Here is a 20,648-nt window from a genome sequence, read left to right as displayed (position 1 = left end):
TGAGAGCTATTACAGCTCGAATGCCTTATTCCGTTCTTACTCATTGGTAATAAAGCCCAATTTCTCCTGCTCACTGGCTGCCTGTGCCAAAACCCACTGTCTGAATGCGGCAATTTTCCCCAATTCAGCCTGACTATCATGACAAACAAGGTAAAATGCATTCTTACTCACTAACACATCATTAAATGGGCAAACTAAGCGCCCCGCATCAATTTCAGTCCGAGCCATGACATTATTCGCCAGTGCAATACCCTGCCCGTGAACAGCGGCTTGGATCACCATTGCACTGTGGCTAAATATTGGTCCTTGCTGAACATTTATCTGCTGCTGCATATCAAGCTGGCGCACATACGCTTGCCAGTCACGACGAGAAGAATCATGTAACAACGTATGACGCGCCAAATCGGCGGGGGTTTTCAAAGGATTATCTCCAGTCAGTAACGAAGGAGAACAAACGGGAAGCAAGTATTCTGCGTAAAGACGATCAGTACGTAACCCCGGCCAATTTCCACGGCCATAAAATATGGCAACATCAACATCATCAGCAAGTTTATCTTCTTCTCTGTCTACCGCCTGTATTCTGACATCAATGCCAGGATACGCTAAATTAAAACTGGACAGCCTTGGAACCAGCCACTGGATAGCAAAGCTAGGTGAGAGGCTAACCGTCAAAGCTCCTTTGGCACTTCTGGCTTGAAGTTTACGTGTTGCTTCATTTATCGCCGTGAATATCTCTTTAATGTCCAAATAGTAGCTTTGACCTTCTTCAGTCAACAATAGTGAGCGATTGCGACGACGAAACAATTTCAACCCAAGAAAATCCTCCAGACTTTTCATCTGATGGCTAACTGCGGCCTGAGTCACAAATAATTCTTCTGCCGCCTTAGTAAAACTTAAATGGCGCGCTGCGGCATCAAAAACCCGCAACGCATTAAGTGGTGGTAAACGTTTGGACATGTGAGCCCTTATGTAATGTTGGCGATACCGGTAACTCTTTATATTTAGTTATTAGTTTTTGTAATCCGAATCATTATAAATTGTCCATTGAGGATACTCCAGTAAATCCCTATAGTGGCGCCACTTCCTAAGCCGGAACGAAAAGTGAATCAGCTTAACGCTATGAAACTTTTGGCTTTGTGGTTGTGATGTTGTGTTTGCAAGTTGTCTGGGAAACCAGACCCTGTAGCTTAAGCTACTGTTTTTTTTTCACTTCCTGTACATTTACCCTGTCTGTCCATAGTGATTTTTTAATGCACCGCAGTTGCGGTGCTTTTTTTTTGGCATAAAGACTCGAACATGGCAATATTATTCAATGTAATAACCTATACCCTATGGATTTCAAGATGCATCGCGGCGGCAAGGGAGCGAATCCCCGGGAGCATAGATAACTATGTGACCGGGGTGAGTGAGTGCAGCCAACAAAGAGGCAACTTGAAAGATGACAGGTATATCCATTTTCAGCCAGAAACAAATGGTTAAGCACCATCACCACCAAAACAAAATTAATATATCTATGAAAAAGTTCGAACCAGAACAGTTCCGCCAGCAATTTCCAGCGCTACAACAGCTTCCATCACAACAATTTTCTACACAAAAACAGACAGTATTTCTGGATAGTGCCGCCACCGCACTCAAACCACAAGCCATGATAAAGGCAACACAAAATTATTATCAAAACAGTAGCGCTACCGTACATCGTAGCCAACACCAAGCAGCGCTGGAAATCACATCCCGCTATGAACAGGCCCGGCAACAGGTTGCCGAACTCATCAACGCCCCACAAGCTGAAGATATTATCTGGACAAAAGGAACAACGGAATCCCTCAATCTAGTTGCTCAAAGTTATTTCCGTACTCATCTCCAGCCTTGTGATGAAATTATAGTGAGTGAACAGGAACATCATTCCAACCTGATCCCTTGGTTAATGTTGGCAGAACAAGCCGGCGCCAAGGTTATTAAATGGCCTCTAGGCAATGGTAAAGTGCCTGATATCAACATTCTGCCTGAACTGATAAATAAACATAGTCGACTGATAGCAATCAGCCAAATGTCCAACGTGACTGGCGGAACAGTTGATCTCGCTGCAATAACAGAAATAGCACGCCAACACGGTTGTCTGGTCGTTGTCGATGGCGCACAAGGCGTTGTTCACAATCCCATTGATGTCCAACAATTAGATATCGATTTCTACGCATTCTCTGCTCACAAACTCTATAGCGCGAACGGCGTTGGTGTACTTTATGGTAAAAGTGAATTACTTAATGCCATGTCTCCCTGGCAAGGCGGCGGGAAAATGCTCTCCCACACTTCATTCAGCGATTTTATACCAGAAGCGGTGCCTTTCCGGTTTGAAGCAGGCACACCGAATGTTGCTGGTATTATTGGTTTTTCTGCCACGCTGGAATGGTTGAAAGATATTGATATTGCCAAAGCCGAAACCCATGCGGTCACACTTGCCGATTATACCGAAGAACAACTCTCCGCTTTACCCGGATTTATCAGCTATCGTATTGCCGGTTCTAGCTTATTGGCTTTTAATTTTACCGACATTCATCACAGTGATCTGGCAGCTATTCTGGCAGAACAAAATATTGCCTTACGCTCCGGTCAGCACTGTGCCCAACCACTGATCGAAGCTTTAGGTATCAGAGGCTGTTTGCGCGCCTCCTTTATGCCTTACAACAACCGGCAGGATGCCGATGCCTTAATTCAAGCAGTAAAATTTGGCCTTTCTCTATTACAGGATGAATGACATTATGACTCAAACCGCTGAAAACCGGATTGCACCACACCCATTTGGCCGGGAAATCAGCCAACAACAGCTCATTGAAACCTTTAACCAATGTCGCCAATGGGAAGATCATTATCGCCAGTTAATCTTACTGGCAAAGAAACTGCCCGCACTGCCTGAAAACTTAAAACAGCAAGATACCGAAATGTCCGGCTGTGAAAACCGGGTTTGGTTAGGGTATCAATTACTGCCAGATGGCCATTTGCATTTTTATGGCGACAGCGAAGGCCGCATTGTAAAAGGTCTGCTAGCAGTGCTCCTGACTGCCGTAGAAGGAAAAACACCGGAACAAATTTTGGCAACCAACCTGTTGGCGCTATTCCATCAACTTGGGCTGGAACAACAGATAAGCGGCTCACGGTTGAATGGCGTCAAGTCGCTGATTAATACCGTGCAAAACGCCGCAAAATCTTATATCAAAGATCACCCTGACGTTGCGCCTTAGCTACCATCTTTTTTAGGGCATGGGAAACCGCAACAAACCCAAATGTCGCCGTGACCATCGTTGCGGCACCAAAACCAGAAGCACAATCCATACGCTTAGTGCCCTCTGCGGTACTTTTCGCGGCGCAAACAGAGCCATCACTCTGCGGATAAACCAATTGCTCAGTTGAAAACACACAATCAATACCCAATTTACCTTTACCATTCTTCACAACACGATAATCAGATTTCAGCCTTTCGCGCAGTTTAGCCGCTAAAGGGTCCTGAACCGTTTTTGCCAAATCAACAACCTGAATCTGTGTCGGATCAAGTTGCCCACCTGCGCCACCGGTTGTCACCAGCGGAATTTTATGGCGACGGCAATAAGCCAACAGAGCCGCTTTTGGCCTGACACTATCGATAGCATCAATCACATAACTGAATCCAGCAGCCATCATCTCTTCAACATTATCGGGTGTGAGAAAATCATCAACACAAGTCACTTTGCACTCTGGATTAATTGCCAGAATACGTTCGGCAATCACTTCGGTTTTTGGTTGCCCAATATGCTGTTTTAAAGCATGTAATTGGCGGTTGGTATTAGTGATACAAACATCATCCATATCAATCAAAGTGATAGCACCGATTCCTGTACGAGCCAGAGCCTCCGCCGCCCAAGAACCCACACCACCGATACCCACAACACAAACATGAGAATAGCAAAACAAAGAAAGCGCTTTTTGTCCATATAAACGGGCAGTCCCGGCAAAGCGCTGCATATATGCATCAGAAAGAGAAGTTTGCATTACTGAATATCAACCCTGAAAACCTGTTATAAAATTTTTGAATAGCAATCACTGACTTACCATCAGCATGGTAGGCCGCGCTTTTTTTAACACCCAAACCCGACCGTAGTGGTTATAGAAACCTGCTTTTATGCCTGCCACATCGCCAATACCATGATAGATATCGAAATGATGGCCTTTTATTGCGCCGCCAACATCTAACGCAACCATCAGGCGCATTTGGTACTGACCGGTAAATTTACCCTCTTTATCCAACAAAGGAATCTCTACCAACAGCGTTGTTCCTGGTGGAATAAGCCTTTTATCAGCAGCTACAGAGGCTTTTGCAATTAAAGGAACACCACTCGCCCCCCGTACCGGCGCAAAATTTTCAGGTTTAAAGAAAACAAATGATGGGTTTTGCTCCAATAATGCACGAACTTCTGCCTCACTGTGAGATTCCGTCCATTTACGAATCGCTAGTATAGAGATATCTTCTTGCGCGATTTCTCCACGCTCAATCAGCAACTTGCCAATGCTCCGGTAAATATGCCCATTCTTACCGGCATAACCCAAAAAAGTCAGTGGCCCGCCATCACCAAAATCGACATAACCACTACCCTGCACCTCCATAATATAATTATCAATCAGTGAACGACTATAACCAATAATCAAACTGGGGCTAAGAGCACCATTATATATTTCGGTTCGGCTTGGTAAGCGATATTTACTCTTAGGCGGCATCCGGTACAGAGGATATTTAAACTCCCCCTGTTTAACGCGGCGAGCTTGCAACACTGGCGTATAGTAGCCGGTAAATTGGACGTTACCGTAATTATCGACACCTTCCATCTGGTAAGCGCGTAAATTAAACAGATTCAACTTACTGGTTTCACCACCCGCTAACATCCAGTTTTGAACAGCGTCAAAAGTTAAGCTATTACGATTATACAGACGAGGAGCAACCTGATTAATCAGAGCGACCTGCTCTGAAAAATCCTTTGCATTAACTGGCTTACCCTGAGCATTGGGTTGATTAACCAGCCGTAAATCCTGGGCGATACGACCATCTCTATATTGTTGACCCTGTGCTGTTGGGCGAGAATGACATCCAACTAACAGTGAAATCACGGTTCCACACAGCAGATACTTACCCCAGTATTTCATTGTTGTCTTCTCTATACTTGCCAACATGACCCAACGGCAAACCATACCAAACCAATAAAAATAATGAAACCTACCATAAAAAAATAACTTAACAAAACAACGACACAAACGAATAAAAAAACTCCAACATGCAGAGTAACCCATCAAAAAAGTAACGAAACAAACAATTTTTAATAAAAAAAACTTGCAACGGCTCTTATCCCGAGTATAGTGCCCGCATCGGACGCGGGGTGGAGCAGCCTGGTAGCTCGTCGGGCTCATAACCCGAAGGTCGTCGGTTCAAATCCGGCCCCCGCAACCAACACAATAAAGTAGTTCGATAAAACGGACGCGGGATGGAGCAGCTTGGTAGCTCGTCGGGCTCATAACCCGAAGGTCGTCGGTTCAAATCCGGCTCCCGCAACCAATTTTCGCTACTCAAAATATCAAAACGGACGCGGGGTGGAGCAGCTTGGTAGCTCGTCGGGCTCATAACCCGAAGGTCGTCGGTTCAAATCCGGCCCCCGCAACCAATTCTCTATGCGTTTCAGCATATAAACTCCCAAAAGCAACTTCATAATGACTTTTAGATAATTTTTTCGTCATCGTATCTGCTCTCAGTTTAATGATAAATATCCACATATAGTCATTTCTGGCTTGACAGATTATCGTTTATAAACGATAACAAAGCTATGAATGAGATACGACACTATATCGACAACAACGGACGTGATGTCTTTGAAGAATAGCGAGAACAAATACGTGACACCAAGGCTCAAATTGCCATTGACCGACGCATTATGCGCATGGAACTGGGTAACTTTGGCGATCACAAACCCTTGTCCGAGGGTGTCTGGGAACTGCGCATTGACATAGGGCCGGGGTATCGGTCTATTACGCCAAATCTGGCTTAACTGTAGTTCTTCTGCTCTGTGGCGGCGACAAACGTAAGCAAAACGCAGACATAGCCAGAGCATGTGAATACTGGCGTGAATGGAAGAGCAGAAACAGATAGGAGAACAAATAATGAAAGATAGATCACACGACGACGCAATGGCCGAGGTGTTCCGCAAAGACCCGGCTTACGCGATTGAGCTACTAAACAGCATCCTTGAAGATGGCGAACAAGCCGAGTTACTGATTGCCCTTCGCCAAATGACCAAGGCTTTCGGCGGAGTTCGTAACGTGGCCAAGGAAGCTGAGTTGAATCCGAACCAGCTCTATCGCACCTTGTCAGCCGAGGGCAACCCGGAAGTTAGAAGTCTAAGCGCGATTCTGCGTGTCATGGGCTTGCGCCTGGCAGTTCAACCTATCACTACCCACTAAATAGGGCGGGGAGTATAGGCTAAAGGAAAATAGCCTCCTTCCCTGTTTAACAGCAAAAATTACCCATAGCGGCAAGCTCAAATTGCCAAACTACCGCCATTCTTAAAATAAGCTTTGATACCCGCAAAAATTGACTCTGCTACTTGCTGCTGGAAACGCGCGGTTTTCAGTTTCCGCTCCTCTTCCAAATTGCTAATAAAAGCAGTCTCTACCAGAATCGAGGGGATATCCGGCGCTTTCAGTACCGCGAATCCAGCTTGATCCACCCGGTTTTTATGCAGTTTATTCACCTTGCCCATGTGCTTGAGCACTTCACCACCAAATTTAAGGCTATCATTGATTGTCGCAGTCTGTAACAAATCAAACATCGTGTGATCCAGATACTTATCACCGCTTTTACTTACTCCGCCAATTTGATCAGCTTCGTTTTGCGTCTGGGCTAGAAAAAGTGCGGTATTACTGGTTGCGCCTTTAGTAGAAAGCGCAAAAACCGAAGAACCACGGGCCGCTCGGTTAGCAAAAGCATCAGCATGAATAGAAACGAATAGATCAGCTCGCATTTTACGCGCTTTTGCCACCCGAACTTTTAATGGGATAAACACATCTTCATTACGGGTCATATAAACTTTCATACCCGGTTCACGTTGAATAAGCGTTTTCAATCGACGGGCGATTTTCAGAACAACGTCTTTTTCACGAGTTTTATATTTACCGATAGCGCCGGGATCTTCCCCTCCATGTCCAGGGTCAAGCATGATAATAATCGGCCTGTCTTTACCTGCTTTGCCTGGCTTTGGCCTTTCCACTGGCAGATCCTCGGCCAAATGACCTTTATTGTACTCTTCGAGTAGAGCAAGCAATGGATCATCATTCGTATTAGCCCCCGCAGCGGGATAAATATCCAATACCAGACGATGTTTAAATTCTGCCACTGGCTTCAAAGTAAACATATGCGGGCTGACAGCTTGTTTAACTTCGAACACCAGACGAACGGTTTTAGGATTAAATTGCCCCGCCCTGACCAATTTAAGATAAGGATCGCGGGATTGAATCTGCCCATCCATTCCGCTCAAGGTATGATTTAGTTGTACACCTTCAAGATCAACGACAATTCTATTTGGGTTCTTTAACACAAACTGGCGATATTTGAGTGGAATATTAGATTCAAGAGTCACACGGGTATAACTGGATGCCGGCCAAATACGTACTGCTATAACTTTTGCTGACGCTGCGTAACCCACCTGACTAACACTAAGTAACCACATCGCTGCGGCTCCCTGCAACAAACGACGTCGCGACAGATTATGATCTGAATGACTCATCTACTTATATATTCCATTCATAAAATACAAATATTCAGGGTGATATTCACCAAATGAAACGATCAAATGAAAAACTTTAACCAACCAGCATTATGCTGTCATCAATAAACAGCATTTTATATTTTGCAAATTATTAACGTCTACAGGTATATGAAAATGTTTTTATCTGAATTGCCTCTTGCCATTTTCTCCCAAAAGGAATAAAAAAGCATAAATTACGAATAAAAATTCAATCGAGAGTCTGTTATGAAAGAACGCAGCACCGAATTAGTTGAAGGATTTCGTCATTCTGTTCCGTACATCAATGCACACCGTGGTAAAACCTTTGTGATTATGCTTGGTGGAGAAGCTATTGCTCATGAAAATTTCTCTAACATTATCAACGATATAGGATTACTGCATAGTTTGGGCATCCGCCTAGTCGTCGTTTATGGCGCCAGACCTCAAATTGAACAAAATCTTGCAGACCATCATTACAAACCGGTTTACCACAAACATACCCGTGTAACCGATAATAAAACATTAGAATTAGTCAAACAATCTGCTGGTTTGCTGCAACTGGATATTACCGCACGTCTTTCTATGAACTTGAATAATACCCCGTTACAAGGAGCCAATATTAATGTTGTCAGCGGTAACTTCATTATTGCTCAACCTCTTGGTGTTGATGATGGTGTGGATTATTGCCACAGCGGGAAAATTCGCCGTATCGATGAGAATGCCATAAATCGTCAATTAGACAATGGCGCAATCGTGCTAATTGGCCCTGTCGCGGTTTCTGTCACCGGAGAGAGTTTTAATTTGCCATTTGAAGATGTCGCCACCCAATTAGCTATCAAATTACAGGCTGAAAAACTGATTGGTTTCTGTTCTACTCAAGGCGTACAAGACAAAGACGGAAAAATTCTATCGGAAGTTTTCCTTAATCAAGCACCAGAGCTGATTAAAGAGCTAGAAGTTAAAGGTGACTACTATTCAGGTACAATCCGTTTTTTACGGAGTGCAGTAAAAGCTTGCCGTCGTGGCGTTCGTCGCAGCCATTTATTAAGTTATCAGGCTGATGGTTCTCTACTTCAAGAATTATTCTCCCGAGATGGTATTGGCACTCAAATAGTGATGGAAAGCGCAGAACAAATACGCCGAGCTAATATCAATGATATTGGTGGTATTCTCGAACTTATTCGCCCACTGGAACAACAAGGTATTCTGGTTCGCCGTTCAAGAGAACAACTTGAAAGAGAAATTGATAAATTCATCATTATCGAACGCGATAACCTGACTATCGCCTGTGCTGCGCTTTACCCTTATCCTGAGGAGAAAATTGGCGAAATGGCTTGTTTAGCGGTTCACCCTAAATACCGCAGCTCTTTAAGAGGTGAAGTATTACTGAATCGCATTGCGGAGCACGCCAAACAGTTCGGACTGGAAAAACTGTTTGTTCTGACTACCCGTAGCATTCATTGGTTCCAGGAGCGAGGTTTTGAACCCGCAGAACTCTCAATGCTACCGATTCAGAAACAAGTGTTATACAACTATCAGCGCCGTTCTAAAATCCTTATGTTAAGTTTGGAACCACAGTAATAAATGTATTCATGCCGAAAGGTTTACATTACCCTTAAACTCAGCGGTAATGATATTAAACCTACGGCATCCTACCTCTACCTTAGTCTGTTAATTCAGTGATTAATCGAATGAATAATTCTTATCTTTAATTTTGTAAATGGTATTTTATATCTACGTTGCTTATTGCGAAATATCGGTACTTTGAATGGTATAATGCAAACCAATGGTAAATTCACATAATCAGCTAACCACCATAATTACTATGATACAAGTGCAACATCGTTAATCTGGAAGCAAACATGTTCGTATTCCCTTAAACTTTCACCCAAACAAACCTGCAACGGACTGATAAAACAATCCATTATCCGACATCCATCTGTGTTTAACAATTACCCCGTAAACCCTGGTCCAATTGAAGTGAACCCCAAAAGTTAGACATTTTGCCCGTCGAAAGACAGGCGTCCTCATCTAGGGCGCTTACATTTAAACGGCGCGATTCACCTATTTATGAGACCCGCGATAACCATCGCGGGCCTTGTTACCGATCAGTGCCAGTTGGCTGCCAGCACAGGTTGCAGCCGCTGTTGCTCGACATCGCCGAGCATTGCGGTCGCAGGTGTCGGCGGCGCGAAAGCAGCCATAGCCTGGACAAGATTTTCAACATTACGGTCCGTCAACCGATGATCGTCACCAGCCATGATGCTGCCGGGGCGTTCGGAAGGACTGGCATACCAATTATGCAGTGTTACCTCCTGCTTGCTGCCAATGACCGAAATTTGCAGATCCTGCCCTTCATGCTGGAACCACAGACGCTCAGGGCTGATATCCTTTCCGAATACCAACCGCCCCATATCACCACTAAATTCCAAATCGTTGTCCCCATGCCCGACTTCTACCGTCGACATAGTACCACTGGTCACAATATTGTTATTACCATCCCCGACTTTCACTTTCGACATAGTACCGCTGGTCACGATATGGTTATCACCATTCCCAACTTCCACTCGCGACATGGTACCACTCGTTACTATATGGTTATTACCATCCCCCACCTTCATTGTCGCCCCTCCTCCTGTATCAGTGATACTATTGTTGCCATGTCCGACTGTGAGTTTGTTGATATCTCCGACAATGACGTTATTACCATTACCCAGCGTAATATTTGACATCGATTCTGCCACATTGACTGTATTGTCACCGTTACCCGCAACCATTTTGACGCCTACAGCTTTCACATTGACAGTCTTGCTCTCGTCCCCCAAAGTAACCTTGCCAAAGGTTCTTTGGACCGTAATGGAATTAGGGTCAGTAGTCACCGGTGTAGGTTCCACTGCTGGCTTAATTTTCGGAACGCTAGGCGTTGGGTGTAGTTCAAAAGGAGGGATACTAATCGGTTCCCGCTTAGGAATAGTGATAGGCGTTAATGCGTCCGGGAAAGTCACCGTCGGTTTATCAGGAGATTGCGTCACCACTGGCTTGACCGTTGGGACCAAATCCGGCATAGGCTCCGCAAAAAGAAAGTCGGCCGCATCGACCTGCGAAATGTCCAGGGTATCGAGATACAGCAACTTCACGTTTGAATCAGTACCGCTGGCCCCATTAAAGATAACTTCAACGCCATGAATTTGTGACAGGCCGTTGATCGTGCCACGATTACTCTTAGCAATGGTGAGTTGGCTGAAATCAGTGACGCCGGTTTGACGCAAATCAATTTTATCAATGCCGTGACGGAACCCACGTAATGCATTCTTGTAGTCCTTAACACCCGGTTGGGCTGCCACCACAAAAACGTCTGACGCCGCACTGTCATGACTATAGATAGTCCCATTCAAGCTAAATTTCATCTGACCCTGAGCATCGCTAGTAAGCATGACGCCCTTGCCGCCGCCCTTAAGGATCACGGTTCCCAAGCCTTCTTGTGGCTGGAGCGTTGAGGCGTCGCTACTCGTGTAAGCCGCCGGAGCGATAAAGGTGTCCTGGAACTTGAAGTTCGCCGCACCAATCCCGGCGAGTGTCTGATTTTTCAGGACAATGCTCTGCCCCTTACCCAGCTCGACCTTAACATCCGCCCCCTGCTGCGTCAGCAACAGATCGGCAAACGTTTTTCCACGAAATCCGACCAGATCGATGATCTCGCCACGAGCCGCTTCAAAGTTGCTAATAACATCGCTACCCGCTTCACGGCGGTGGACTACAAAGAAGTCCTTGCCCGCGCCGCCTGCCAGTGTGTTGTTTCCACGCCCGCCATCAAGCAATGCATCGGCATTACCAGCAACCAGCATATCGTTGCCATCGCCGGTGACGATGTTCTGAATGCCCGACGGATTCTTTATCGTCAACGCTGTGCCGCCAATGTTGGCAACACCAGTCAGCAAGTTGACCGAGGTATTCCGCGAAACAGCCGCCGCATTGAGGGTATTACGCCCTCCCGCCACGCCATTCACCGCATCATCCAATACCGCGCGGTTGGCCTGCCCGACCACTGACTGAATATATTCGTCGGTGTAAAAGTAAGTGTCATCCGGGGTGCTCTTGCTGCCGTACAAACGTAGCGACCAGGCATTTAATGTGACCGGCAGGCCGGAATTCGCATCGCTCACCTGTAGGGTCCAGTTGCCAGCCGAGCGTTCACCAAAATCATGGGTCGACATAAAGCTGTACTTGAACGTCCCCGACCGGCTACTACCCAAATCGGTCGCGGTCGCGCTCGCGCCCGGCATACCGTCTGGAACCTTACCCTGACGATTGAGCAATATGCTCTGAGTGCCATCAGGAGAGATCAGTTTGAGCGTCAGATCGCCAAGACGGCCTACCTGAGCGTCAAAATCGATCTCGACATGTTCGACATTCAGACCGGCATTCATGGCGATGGACGATGTTAGCGTTTCCCCCGCCGCCAAGGTTTTCCCCAGAGGGCCGCTGGATGCGCTATAGACGAACTCGTTGGCAGCGGTGCTTTGAGTCATCCAAGACTCAGCCAAGCGAACAGCGGCTCGCGCATCGATTTGACCGAAACCGTAATCGTTGCTGGTATGCATACCGCCGCCATTCCAGCTATGGCTACTATTATCGTTCCATGCGGTAGATGGGTCATTGATCTTGCGAGCGGATAGAGCAAGGATCTGCTGCACATCCCGATAGCCTAAGTTCGGGTTGGCCTCAAGCATCAACGCAACAACACCGGAGACTATCGGAGCGGCAAAGCTGGTGCCTTGCATGCTGGTATAGTCATTGCCGAAAGTTGAGCCACGTTCGGTTTTCAGCATATAGCTGGTAGACACGACATTGCTGCCCGGCGCCGAAACCAACAGGCTGGCTCCCGGATTGGAGAAGGGTGAGGAGCCAATCTGCAAAGTCGACAAATCTCCTTGTGCGTTGATTGCACCGACTTCCACCGAAAAGCGGTTGTTATTGGTCAGCGACCCTTGGGCATTGCCGCCTTCCGCACGATGGTTGCCGCCCGCCGCCACGATGACGGTACCCAACCCACCACGACCATTAGCCGCCGCATACTGCGCATTCAGGCTCAGCGACGCGGCAGTATTTATGGAACCGCCCTGAAAGCTGCTGAGCGCGAAATCGTTGGCAAATCCCCAGCTATTGTTGGCAATGTCAAAACTGACCATATGCCCCAGTCCCGCAAGATCGGCGCCGTCATTAGCCAGATAATAGCCGCCCAACGTAGCATCATGGGCAACCCCGACGCCACCTGTATTATTCTTCGCCGCGACCATCACACCCGCCACCATTGTCGCGTGGTTGGAGACCACATTCGGCAAGGCGCCATTGGTTTGTTGAGTCTGCAACCAGGCTTTGTCGACATTCGCCGCAAGGTCAGGGTGATTAATATCAAATATTTCAGGCGCGGTAGCAAACTTACCGCCCGGCTCGAACTGACCAATGCGTACGCCCTTGCCGGTATAGTCCTTCCAGACCGGCAGAATGTTGGCATCGCTCAAATACCATTGTTGAGCAGCTAATGGATCGAGCGGGACTTCCGGGGTCAGTAATGTGGCAACGGCACGCATCGGCGCGGTTTCCCCACTACTCAGATCGACTACCGATGCTGACGGATTCCCGGCTGCGTCAGTTACACCATATTTAAAGCTAATGACACCGGTGTAATCTGCATCCGGCGTAAACAAGACATCGCCCTGGGCTGTGAGTTTGACCGTACCGCCTATCGCATCCCCAACATTGGCAATGCGCAGAGCACCCTGACTGTTAAGATGTTGATCGTTAGCCAACAGACTTTCTGCGGCAATCAGATGTGGCTGAGTACGATCAAAAACCTTGCCGTCCTTGTCGTGAGTGAGAACATCCTCGACAGGCATCGCATTGGGTGTTTGTAAATCAACCGCCGAAATATCTGAAAAATTGAGTTTCTGAATATTTTTCAGCGTTACCGTGCCGTCACGCCCGGCGACCTTATCGGTCACCACATACCCACTGTCGGTACGGGTAATTTGGTAGTCGCCGTGGTTACCGTGTAGGCTGACGATATTGATCCCGCCGTCCCCATCAATCGTAGCATTGCCGTGACCCACTTCGATCACGTCGTCACCAAAGCCGCCGAAAATCTTATCATCGCCGCCGCCAGCGTGAATGATGCTGCCGCCTTGGGAAGCATAGATTGTGTCGCCTTGGGGACCGGCATAGATAACCGATTTGCCACTACCACCAATGATGGTGTTGTGCCCACTGCCGCCGACCAGGACATCATTACCCATTCCACCTATCAGAGTCGAATTGCCGGAGCCACCCTTGATAAAGACACCGTTGACACTACCGCTTATGATAGTATCGTTGCCGCTCCCGCCTTGGGCGATGGTTAAACTGGCTTGACCCATGTTCAGTTCCACGCCTTGGTTACCGACAATGATCGCCGTATCGTGCCCGCCATTGCCGTGAATATTTTTCGTATCGTCAGAAGCGCTGATAACAAAAACATCATCGCCGGTACCGCCAACATAGGTATTGCTCCCTGCGCCCCCGACCAGCCAGCTACCGGTTTTTGCCGCAATCAACGTATCATTGCCGCTGCCACCATACAGATTGCTCACCCCCAGTTGCCCCGCATCTAAGGTTTCATCTGTTTCACTCTGGCTGGCGTAAGCTGTGGTTGTAATATCGTTGGCGGTGGAAGTCACTTTCGTGCCAGTTCCCTGAGTGCTCAGGGTGTTGCTAACGGTATCACCAAGAAAGTCGACAGCCAGCACTTCCTGAGTTTTACCATTGATAGTAAACGACCCACTGGCAATGATCTTATTCCCATCACGGGCGTCTGTTTTGTTCGAAGCCCGGACGTTTATCTGGCTAATACCCAATTCCGCCAGTGTCTTGAGTTCACCCGCATCGACTTTTGCATCGTGGGTATTGTCAACCCAGACCCGCAGCTTGCTCCAGATCGGGTCATTCTGATCAATCACTCCGTCTTTATTGGCATCTTCACTGGCTAAAGCCCCGAAACCATCCTTGAATTTTTTTTCGCCAGCGGCACCGTTTATTCCGGCCTTACCACCGTAGTACTCGGAAAACATCTGGCTGGCATTTTTTATCTGACCGCTACCATCGTCGATCACCAGTATTCCCGTATTGCGATCCGCCCAGCCGCTACGCTTAAGCGTGCCACTGTTATCCATATCGAACAGCACGCCGTCACGGATATCCGTCATATGCACACCATTGCCGCTCAGATCCAATAACAGCGGGTCAACATAAGTGTTAAACGTTGTCATCGCCGACAAGCCGTTCAACGTCACGGCGTTGCGTAGGCCAAAGTTCAACTTGCTAGTGTCCCCGGGTTGGTAGAAAGGCTTGTAGAACTCCGACAGATAGCTGTTGGGTTTGACATTGGGGTCAAGCTGCATTTCACCGGGACGAATACCACCGGTGGCAAGACCCGCCATCTGGGTGGAAGCGAAGTCTGTTTTATTGAGCATATCCCCGACGGCAGATATTTTATGTGTTGCGGAATTTTGTATAAACCCGTTAGCAACATCCTGCTGAGCTTTGTTTTCACCCTGAATATGCCGCAGAGGTTTTGGCGTGGACACGATATCGATGTCAATCAATGGCTTCATCGGTAGGGTGATTTTCGTATCCTCTGGCCTAAGCCATAAACATGCCCGACCACTTTCATCGTCAAGATAATAAAAATCACTATGACGAATATAAAGACTCAAGTTGTCACGAATAATTTTCCTTCCATTATTTTGCAACATATCACGCAAATGCATAGGATTATGATTAGGGAACAATTCTCCCTTGGAACCTTTTTCGTTATAGCCAATGGCTTTTAATGACGCAAATACGAAATCCACGCAACTGTTTTTGGCTACGTTGTAATGCTTTTCATCAAATCCAACTAACGATGGGTCTTCTGAAAAAGCTTTTAACCTGTTGTACTGAAATTCAGTCAACTCTACGGTGGTTTCGTAAGAGGTCTCTTGGTAGGCCGCATTATCAAACTGCGTTATTTGTCCTTCACCAAGCATTTGATCATACGCAGACTCAAAACCGTAACTTTTTTCATTTCCGTTCCCGTCATTTAACACATACCACATATGGCCGCCAAATGAAGAATGAACATCTCCAGCTTTGTGTTTTCCTTTATCGGCTTGATAAATATATTTCGCCCCCATCGGAGCAACTTTATATGTTACGGTATAGTTCTTTGCCATCTTTCATATTTCCTTTGTTTATACTGATATCATTTCAAATCTTCGGATTAAAATATATGAGCTGTACAAAACTCTGAATGTCATTAAAGGCTGGGACATCCTCCAGAGTGGTAATAACCGCAGAATAACGTCCGGGAGGTAACGAAAGTGTTTTAATTTCTCTCACCGCCGTATTTATCCTTCTTTCTTCGTAATCAAAGGTACGTCCCCAGCCATATCCACCAGCATTTATTTTCTCATCAAAAAAAACCTTACCATCTTTAACTATCTGAAGTGAAATAGGGGTTATTACCCCGTCCTTATAAATATCCCCGAACAACTCAAGCCGTTTTTTCATTTCCTCATAATCATCTCCTTTATTAAACAGCAGAGCAAACTGATAATCTCCAGCCTTTCTCTTGCTGAGTTCAAAACTAATCTCGACGGATTGCCCTGCATGCGATACATCAATCGGTTTGTATATAGTATCAATGTGCTTAGAACAGGCCATTAATAAGGTGAAGCTCATAAAAACAATAATGTTTCGCCATTTTTTTAACTTCTCATGTATACGTAATACTTTCATTTCCTCACTCCAAATTTTCATATTTCCTTTGTTTATATTAATACCATTTTAAATCTTCGGATTAAAAGATGTGAGCTGTACAAAACTCTGAATGCCATTAAAAGCAGAGACATCCTCCAATGTAGTAATTACCGCAGAATAACGTCCGGAGGGTAACGAAAGTGTTTTAATTTCTCGCACAGCCGTATTTATCCTTCTCTCTTCATAATAGAAGGCTTGCACACCATCAAGCCTCACTACGTTTATTTCCTTGTCAAAAAAAATATTACCATCTTTAACTAGACGGAACGAAATGGGGATTGCAACCCCATCATGATCAATATTCCCGAACAACTTAAATCTCCTTTTCATTTCATCATAATCATCCGTGGTAGCAAACAGCAGGGCAAACTGATAATCTCCAGCCTGTCTCTTGCTGAGTTCAAAATTAATCTCGACGGTTCGACCAGAATGCGACACATCAATCGGTTTGCGTATAGTCTCAATGTGCTTAGAGCAGGCCATTAATAAGGTGAAACTCATAAAAACAATAATGCTGCGCCAATTTTTAAACCTTTCATGTATACGTAATACTTTCATTTTGTCACTCCAAATAAAGTAAGGCTGCGAAATTTCTTTCCCATACTTGTTTTTTACAGATACGAATCAAATCTTCGGATCGTAATAGGTGAATTCAACAAAACTCTCAATGCCATTAAAAGCAGGGACATCCTCCAAGGTGGTAATGACAGCAGAGTAACGTCCGGGGGGTAACTCAAGTATTTTAATATTGCGCACTGCCGTATTTATCCTTCTTGCTTTGTAATAGACGGTTCGCCCCCAACAGCATTCCCCTACGTTTATTTTCTCGTCAAAAAAAACCTCGCCGTTTTTAACCAGACGAAGCGAAACGGGAATGGCAACCCCATCGTGATTAATATCCCCGTACAACTTAAATCTCCTGTCCATTTCATCATGACCACGCCCAGTAGCAAACATCAGGGCAAACTGATAATCTCCAATCTTGCTGATTTCAAAATCAATCTTGACTGATTGATCAGATTGCGTCACATCAATCGGCCTATATATATCAATGGGCTCAGAGCAAGCCGCCAACCAGGCACAACTTAAAAAAATAATCATCTTGTACCATTTTTTGAACTTTTCGTGTACTTGTAATACGTTCATTACGTCACTCCAAATTTTGATATTTCCTTTGTTTATACTTGTCATACCTGAATATGCATTTATTATCTCTCCGTAGCTCAGGGAAATAATAAGCAACTTTCATCTTGCGAGCTGCAACTTGAAATTTATGTGGTATATACTGATACTATTTTAAACATTCGGAAAATGCGTGAGCTATACAAAACTCTCAATGCCATGAAAAGCAGGCACATCCTCCAGGGTGGTAATTACCGCAGAGTAACGTCCAGGGGGTAACTTAAATATTTCAATATCGCGCACTGCCGTATTTATCTTTCTCTTTCTATAATGAATGGTGTGCTCCCAACCAGTCCCCAGCGTTTTTATTTCCCCGTCAAAAAGAACCTGACCGTCTTTAACCAAACGAAGCAAAACGGGAATAACAACCCCATCCTTACCAATATCACCGAACAACTTAAATCGCCTTTCCATTTCATCATGACCATCCCCAGCTGCAAACAGTAGAGCAAACTGATAATCTCTAACCTTACTGATTTCAAAATCAATCTTGACTGACTGACCAGACTTCGACACATCAATCGGTTTATATATATCCATCGGCTTAGAGCAGGCCATTAATAAGGCGCAACTCATAAAAATAATAATATTTCGCCAGTTTTTTAACCTTTCATGTACCCGTAATACTTTCATTTCGTCACTCCAAATTTTGATATTTCCTTTGTTTGTACTGATACCATTTTAAACCTTCCTAAATCTTCGGATTAAAATACGTGAGCTGTACAAAACTCTGAATGCCATTAAAATCAGGCACATCCTCCAAAGTGGTAATGACAACAGAATAACGTCCGGGGGGTAATACAAGTGTTTTAATATCGCGCACCGTCGTATTTATCCTTCTCTCATTGTAATAAAAGGATTGTATTCCTTCGCTTCCCACCGTATTTATTTCCTTATCAAAAAAAACCTTACCGTCTTTAACCAGACGAAGCGAAACGGGGACAGCAACCCCATCCTTATCAATATTTCCGAACAACTTATCCCGCCTTTGCATTTCAGCAAAATCATCCCCATTGGCAAATAGCAGGGCAAACTGATAATTACCAGCTTTGCGCTTGCTGAGTTCAAAATTAATCTCTACGGATTTCCCAGCATGCGACACATCAATCGGTTTATATATATCCATCGGCTTAGAGCATGCCATTAACAAGGTGCAGCTCATGAAAATAATCATATTGCGCCAGTTTTTGAACCTTTCGTGTATACGTAATACTTTCATTTCATCACTCCAAATAAAGTAAGGCTGCTAAAAACATTAACGGTCATTTATCTCAAACCCGGAAAACGGTGAATATGGCGAACCGGGTTCACAGAGCTACCCTCACGAACCTCCTTTTTCTCACCGTTCTCTCAAACTTTCATCCAGATGCTGCTGCAATGGGCTCAAGAAGTAATCGATTACTCGTCGTTGATCAGTTTTTATCTCTGCCGTGATCGACATGCCCGGAGACAGTGGGACTCGCTGACCATTGACCAGCACGTGATCAGACTTCAAGCGAATACGGCTGCTATAGATGAGTCCACGCTTTTCGTCCTCGATAGCGTCGTTCGATACGTTCAGCACTTCGCCGTCAACGGTGCCATACTTGGTGAAAGTGAAGGTTTCCACCTTGACGGTGACCGGTTGACCAACATGGACGAAACCTACATCCTTGTTTTCCAACATGGCCTCCACTTCTACCGGTTGGTCCGCGGGGACGATGACCATCAGCGGCTGAGCCGGCGTCACCACGCCGCCAACGGTATGGATAGCGAGTTGTTGAACTGTGCCGGCCACCGGGGCTTTAAGACTGGTCAGGGTTTCCTGATAACGGGCCTTCGCCAGCTCCTGAATCAAGGTCGCCGCTTTTTTGTTGGCTTCCTGTTGCAGGTCGAGCATGGCGCGACGATTTTGCGCGACAACAGTTTCACGCCGACGCCGCGCCTCGTCCTGAGCGGCGGTGTACTGCAAGACACTGGCCTGTTGTACGCTTAACTGGCGTTGCAAATCCAGTCGCGTCTGCTCTTTCTCCAGATATTCATGCCGCGACACATACTGTTTCGTCAGTAATCGTTGGTAATCCTCGGCCAATTGTGTAGCAATCGGCAGCGTTTTTCGCAGGCTAGCCACCTGGGATTGGGCTGACTGGATTTCGGCGCTGCGTTGGAGGATTTCTGCATCCACCAACTCCAGGTTGCTGCGGTATTCCTGGTATTGTCCTTGAAGCCAGCGTTGGGCACTGAGCACCTGCTCAGGGTTGGCGTTGTCAATCGTTCCTACCAGCGAAGCCGGCGACTTTTGTTGATTGATCGCGTCGAGCATGGCGGCACTCCGCGCACTGTCGATACGAGCAGCCAGCAGCTCGCTCTGAATCCGGCTGACGTCGGCGCTCGCCGCCGTCGGGTCGAGCTCGACTAACAACTCACCAACTTTCACCGTCTGACCGTCATTGACGTGGATCGCTCTGACCACCGCCGTTTCACTGGGTTGAATCAACTTGGTCTTGCCATTGGGAACAACCTTTCCCGGAGCGATAGCCACTACCTCGATTTTGCCAATGTAGGCCCAGAGCAACGCCAATACAGCAAAACCCATAATGCCCCAGGTGAAAATCCTCGGCGCTGGGTGAACAGGTGTTTCCTGCAACTCCAAAGCCGTCGGTAAAAACTGTAATTCATGAGCAAGTCGCGGCGACACGTCCATGTTTTTACGTTGGCGCCAAGACTCACGCCATGCGTGACGATAACGCTGCAATAAGGAAAGGGTGGCGCTCATTCGAAGTTATTTTCCTTGAATCGGAGTATGTTTATCTTGGTCACATCACCTCTGATTGTGTTATTAACCATTGATTACGTTATTAG

Annotated in this window: 16 protein-coding genes and 3 tRNA genes; 7 read left to right on the top strand and 12 right to left on the bottom strand. The window is 46.1% G+C overall.

Annotated elements, in window-relative coordinates; genetic code table 11:
* Positions 1 to 36 precede the first annotated feature (36 nt).
* Positions 37 to 957 (bottom strand): transcriptional regulator GcvA, encoded by a 921-nt coding sequence (locus C6H66_RS07725; RefSeq protein ID WP_046394375.1) that lies wholly within the window; start codon positions 955 to 957, stop codon positions 37 to 39.
* 556 nt (positions 958 to 1,513) lie between these two features.
* On the opposite strand from C6H66_RS07725, the gene csdA reads away from it, so the two are divergent.
* Positions 1,514 to 2,752, top strand: coding sequence for a cysteine desulfurase CsdA (csdA, locus tag C6H66_RS07720; RefSeq protein WP_105395289.1), 1,239 nt, complete (start codon positions 1,514 to 1,516; stop codon positions 2,750 to 2,752).
* A 4-nt stretch (positions 2,753 to 2,756) separates the two neighbouring features.
* Positions 2,757 to 3,236 carry a cysteine desulfurase sulfur acceptor subunit CsdE gene (csdE, locus tag C6H66_RS07715; protein ID WP_105395267.1) on the top strand — a complete coding sequence of 160 codons (480 nt, stop codon included), beginning with the start codon at positions 2,757 to 2,759 and terminating at the stop codon, positions 3,234 to 3,236.
* On the opposite strand, the gene tcdA is transcribed toward csdE, so the two are convergent.
* Together tcdA and mltA are read right to left on the bottom strand one after the other, a co-directional pair.
* Complete coding sequence (gene tcdA, locus C6H66_RS07710; protein ID WP_046396052.1) at positions 3,208 to 4,020, bottom strand: tRNA cyclic N6-threonylcarbamoyladenosine(37) synthase TcdA; 813 nt, start codon at positions 4,018 to 4,020, stop codon at positions 3,208 to 3,210. The two genes, csdE and tcdA, sit on opposite strands and share 29 nt — an antisense overlap.
* A gap of 48 nt (positions 4,021 to 4,068) precedes the next feature.
* Entirely contained in the window at positions 4,069 to 5,166 is a 1,098-nt protein-coding gene (mltA, locus tag C6H66_RS07705) for a murein transglycosylase A (protein ID WP_105395266.1), read from the bottom strand.
* A 224-nt stretch (positions 5,167 to 5,390) separates the two neighbouring features.
* Between mltA and C6H66_RS07700 the strand changes: the two genes are divergently transcribed.
* The 3 genes from C6H66_RS07700 (at position 5,391) to C6H66_RS07690 (ending at position 5,678) form a co-directional block, all read left to right on the top strand.
* Positions 5,391 to 5,467, top strand: a tRNA-Met gene (locus C6H66_RS07700).
* A gap of 28 nt (positions 5,468 to 5,495) precedes the next feature.
* Positions 5,496 to 5,572, top strand: a tRNA-Met gene (locus C6H66_RS07695).
* A gap of 29 nt (positions 5,573 to 5,601) precedes the next feature.
* A tRNA-Met gene (locus C6H66_RS07690) sits at positions 5,602 to 5,678 on the top strand.
* Between the two features lie 132 nt (positions 5,679 to 5,810).
* Here C6H66_RS07690 and C6H66_RS27600 read toward each other — a convergent pair.
* Entirely contained in the window at positions 5,811 to 6,122 is a 312-nt protein-coding gene (locus C6H66_RS27600; protein WP_181150160.1) for a hypothetical protein, read from the bottom strand.
* 49 nt (positions 6,123 to 6,171) lie between these two features.
* Between C6H66_RS27600 and C6H66_RS07680 the strand changes: the two genes are divergently transcribed.
* The gene (locus C6H66_RS07680; RefSeq protein WP_036812155.1) at positions 6,172 to 6,471 is read left to right on the top strand and encodes a helix-turn-helix domain-containing transcriptional regulator; all 300 of its coding nucleotides are present in this window, start codon (positions 6,172 to 6,174) and stop codon (positions 6,469 to 6,471) included.
* A 77-nt stretch (positions 6,472 to 6,548) separates the two neighbouring features.
* Here C6H66_RS07680 and amiC read toward each other — a convergent pair whose 3' ends face one another.
* Complete coding sequence (gene amiC, locus C6H66_RS07675; RefSeq protein ID WP_105395265.1) at positions 6,549 to 7,793, bottom strand: N-acetylmuramoyl-L-alanine amidase AmiC; 1,245 nt, start codon at positions 7,791 to 7,793, stop codon at positions 6,549 to 6,551.
* Between the two features lie 246 nt (positions 7,794 to 8,039).
* Between amiC and argA the strand changes: the two genes are divergently transcribed.
* Positions 8,040 to 9,374, top strand: coding sequence for an amino-acid N-acetyltransferase (gene argA / locus C6H66_RS07670; protein WP_040153196.1), 1,335 nt, complete (start codon positions 8,040 to 8,042; stop codon positions 9,372 to 9,374).
* 527 nt (positions 9,375 to 9,901) lie between these two features.
* On the opposite strand, the gene C6H66_RS07665 is transcribed toward argA, so the two are convergent.
* The 7 genes from C6H66_RS07665 to C6H66_RS07635 form a co-directional block, all read right to left on the bottom strand.
* On the bottom strand, positions 9,902 to 16,039 hold the full coding sequence (locus C6H66_RS07665; RefSeq protein WP_105395264.1) for a S8 family serine peptidase: 6,138 nt from the start codon (positions 16,037 to 16,039) through the stop codon (positions 9,902 to 9,904).
* Between the two features lie 34 nt (positions 16,040 to 16,073).
* Positions 16,074 to 16,604: a DUF5625 family protein gene (locus tag C6H66_RS07660; RefSeq protein ID WP_105395288.1), complete on the bottom strand. Its 531-nt coding sequence runs from the start codon at positions 16,602 to 16,604 to the stop codon at positions 16,074 to 16,076.
* A 48-nt stretch (positions 16,605 to 16,652) separates the two neighbouring features.
* Positions 16,653 to 17,183: a DUF5625 family protein gene (locus C6H66_RS07655; RefSeq protein ID WP_105395263.1), complete on the bottom strand. Its 531-nt coding sequence runs from the start codon at positions 17,181 to 17,183 to the stop codon at positions 16,653 to 16,655.
* A gap of 66 nt (positions 17,184 to 17,249) precedes the next feature.
* Complete coding sequence (locus C6H66_RS07650) at positions 17,250 to 17,771, bottom strand: DUF5625 family protein (RefSeq protein ID WP_105395287.1); 522 nt, start codon at positions 17,769 to 17,771, stop codon at positions 17,250 to 17,252.
* 174 nt (positions 17,772 to 17,945) lie between these two features.
* The gene (locus C6H66_RS07645; protein ID WP_105395262.1) at positions 17,946 to 18,440 is read right to left on the bottom strand and encodes a DUF5625 family protein; all 495 of its coding nucleotides are present in this window, start codon (positions 18,438 to 18,440) and stop codon (positions 17,946 to 17,948) included.
* Between the two features lie 58 nt (positions 18,441 to 18,498).
* On the bottom strand, positions 18,499 to 19,026 hold the full coding sequence (locus tag C6H66_RS07640; RefSeq protein ID WP_105395261.1) for a DUF5625 family protein: 528 nt from the start codon (positions 19,024 to 19,026) through the stop codon (positions 18,499 to 18,501).
* 120 nt (positions 19,027 to 19,146) lie between these two features.
* On the bottom strand, positions 19,147 to 20,562 hold the full coding sequence (locus C6H66_RS07635; RefSeq protein WP_105395260.1) for an HlyD family type I secretion periplasmic adaptor subunit: 1,416 nt from the start codon (positions 20,560 to 20,562) through the stop codon (positions 19,147 to 19,149).
* Positions 20,563 to 20,648 lie beyond the last annotated feature (86 nt).

Origin of the sequence: Photorhabdus hindustanensis (assembly GCF_002968995.1) — a bacterium.
Taxonomy (GTDB): domain Bacteria; phylum Pseudomonadota; class Gammaproteobacteria; order Enterobacterales; family Enterobacteriaceae; genus Photorhabdus; species Photorhabdus akhurstii.
Note: the sequence above shows the minus strand (reverse complement) of the source record. Positions and strands in the feature narration are given on the sequence as shown.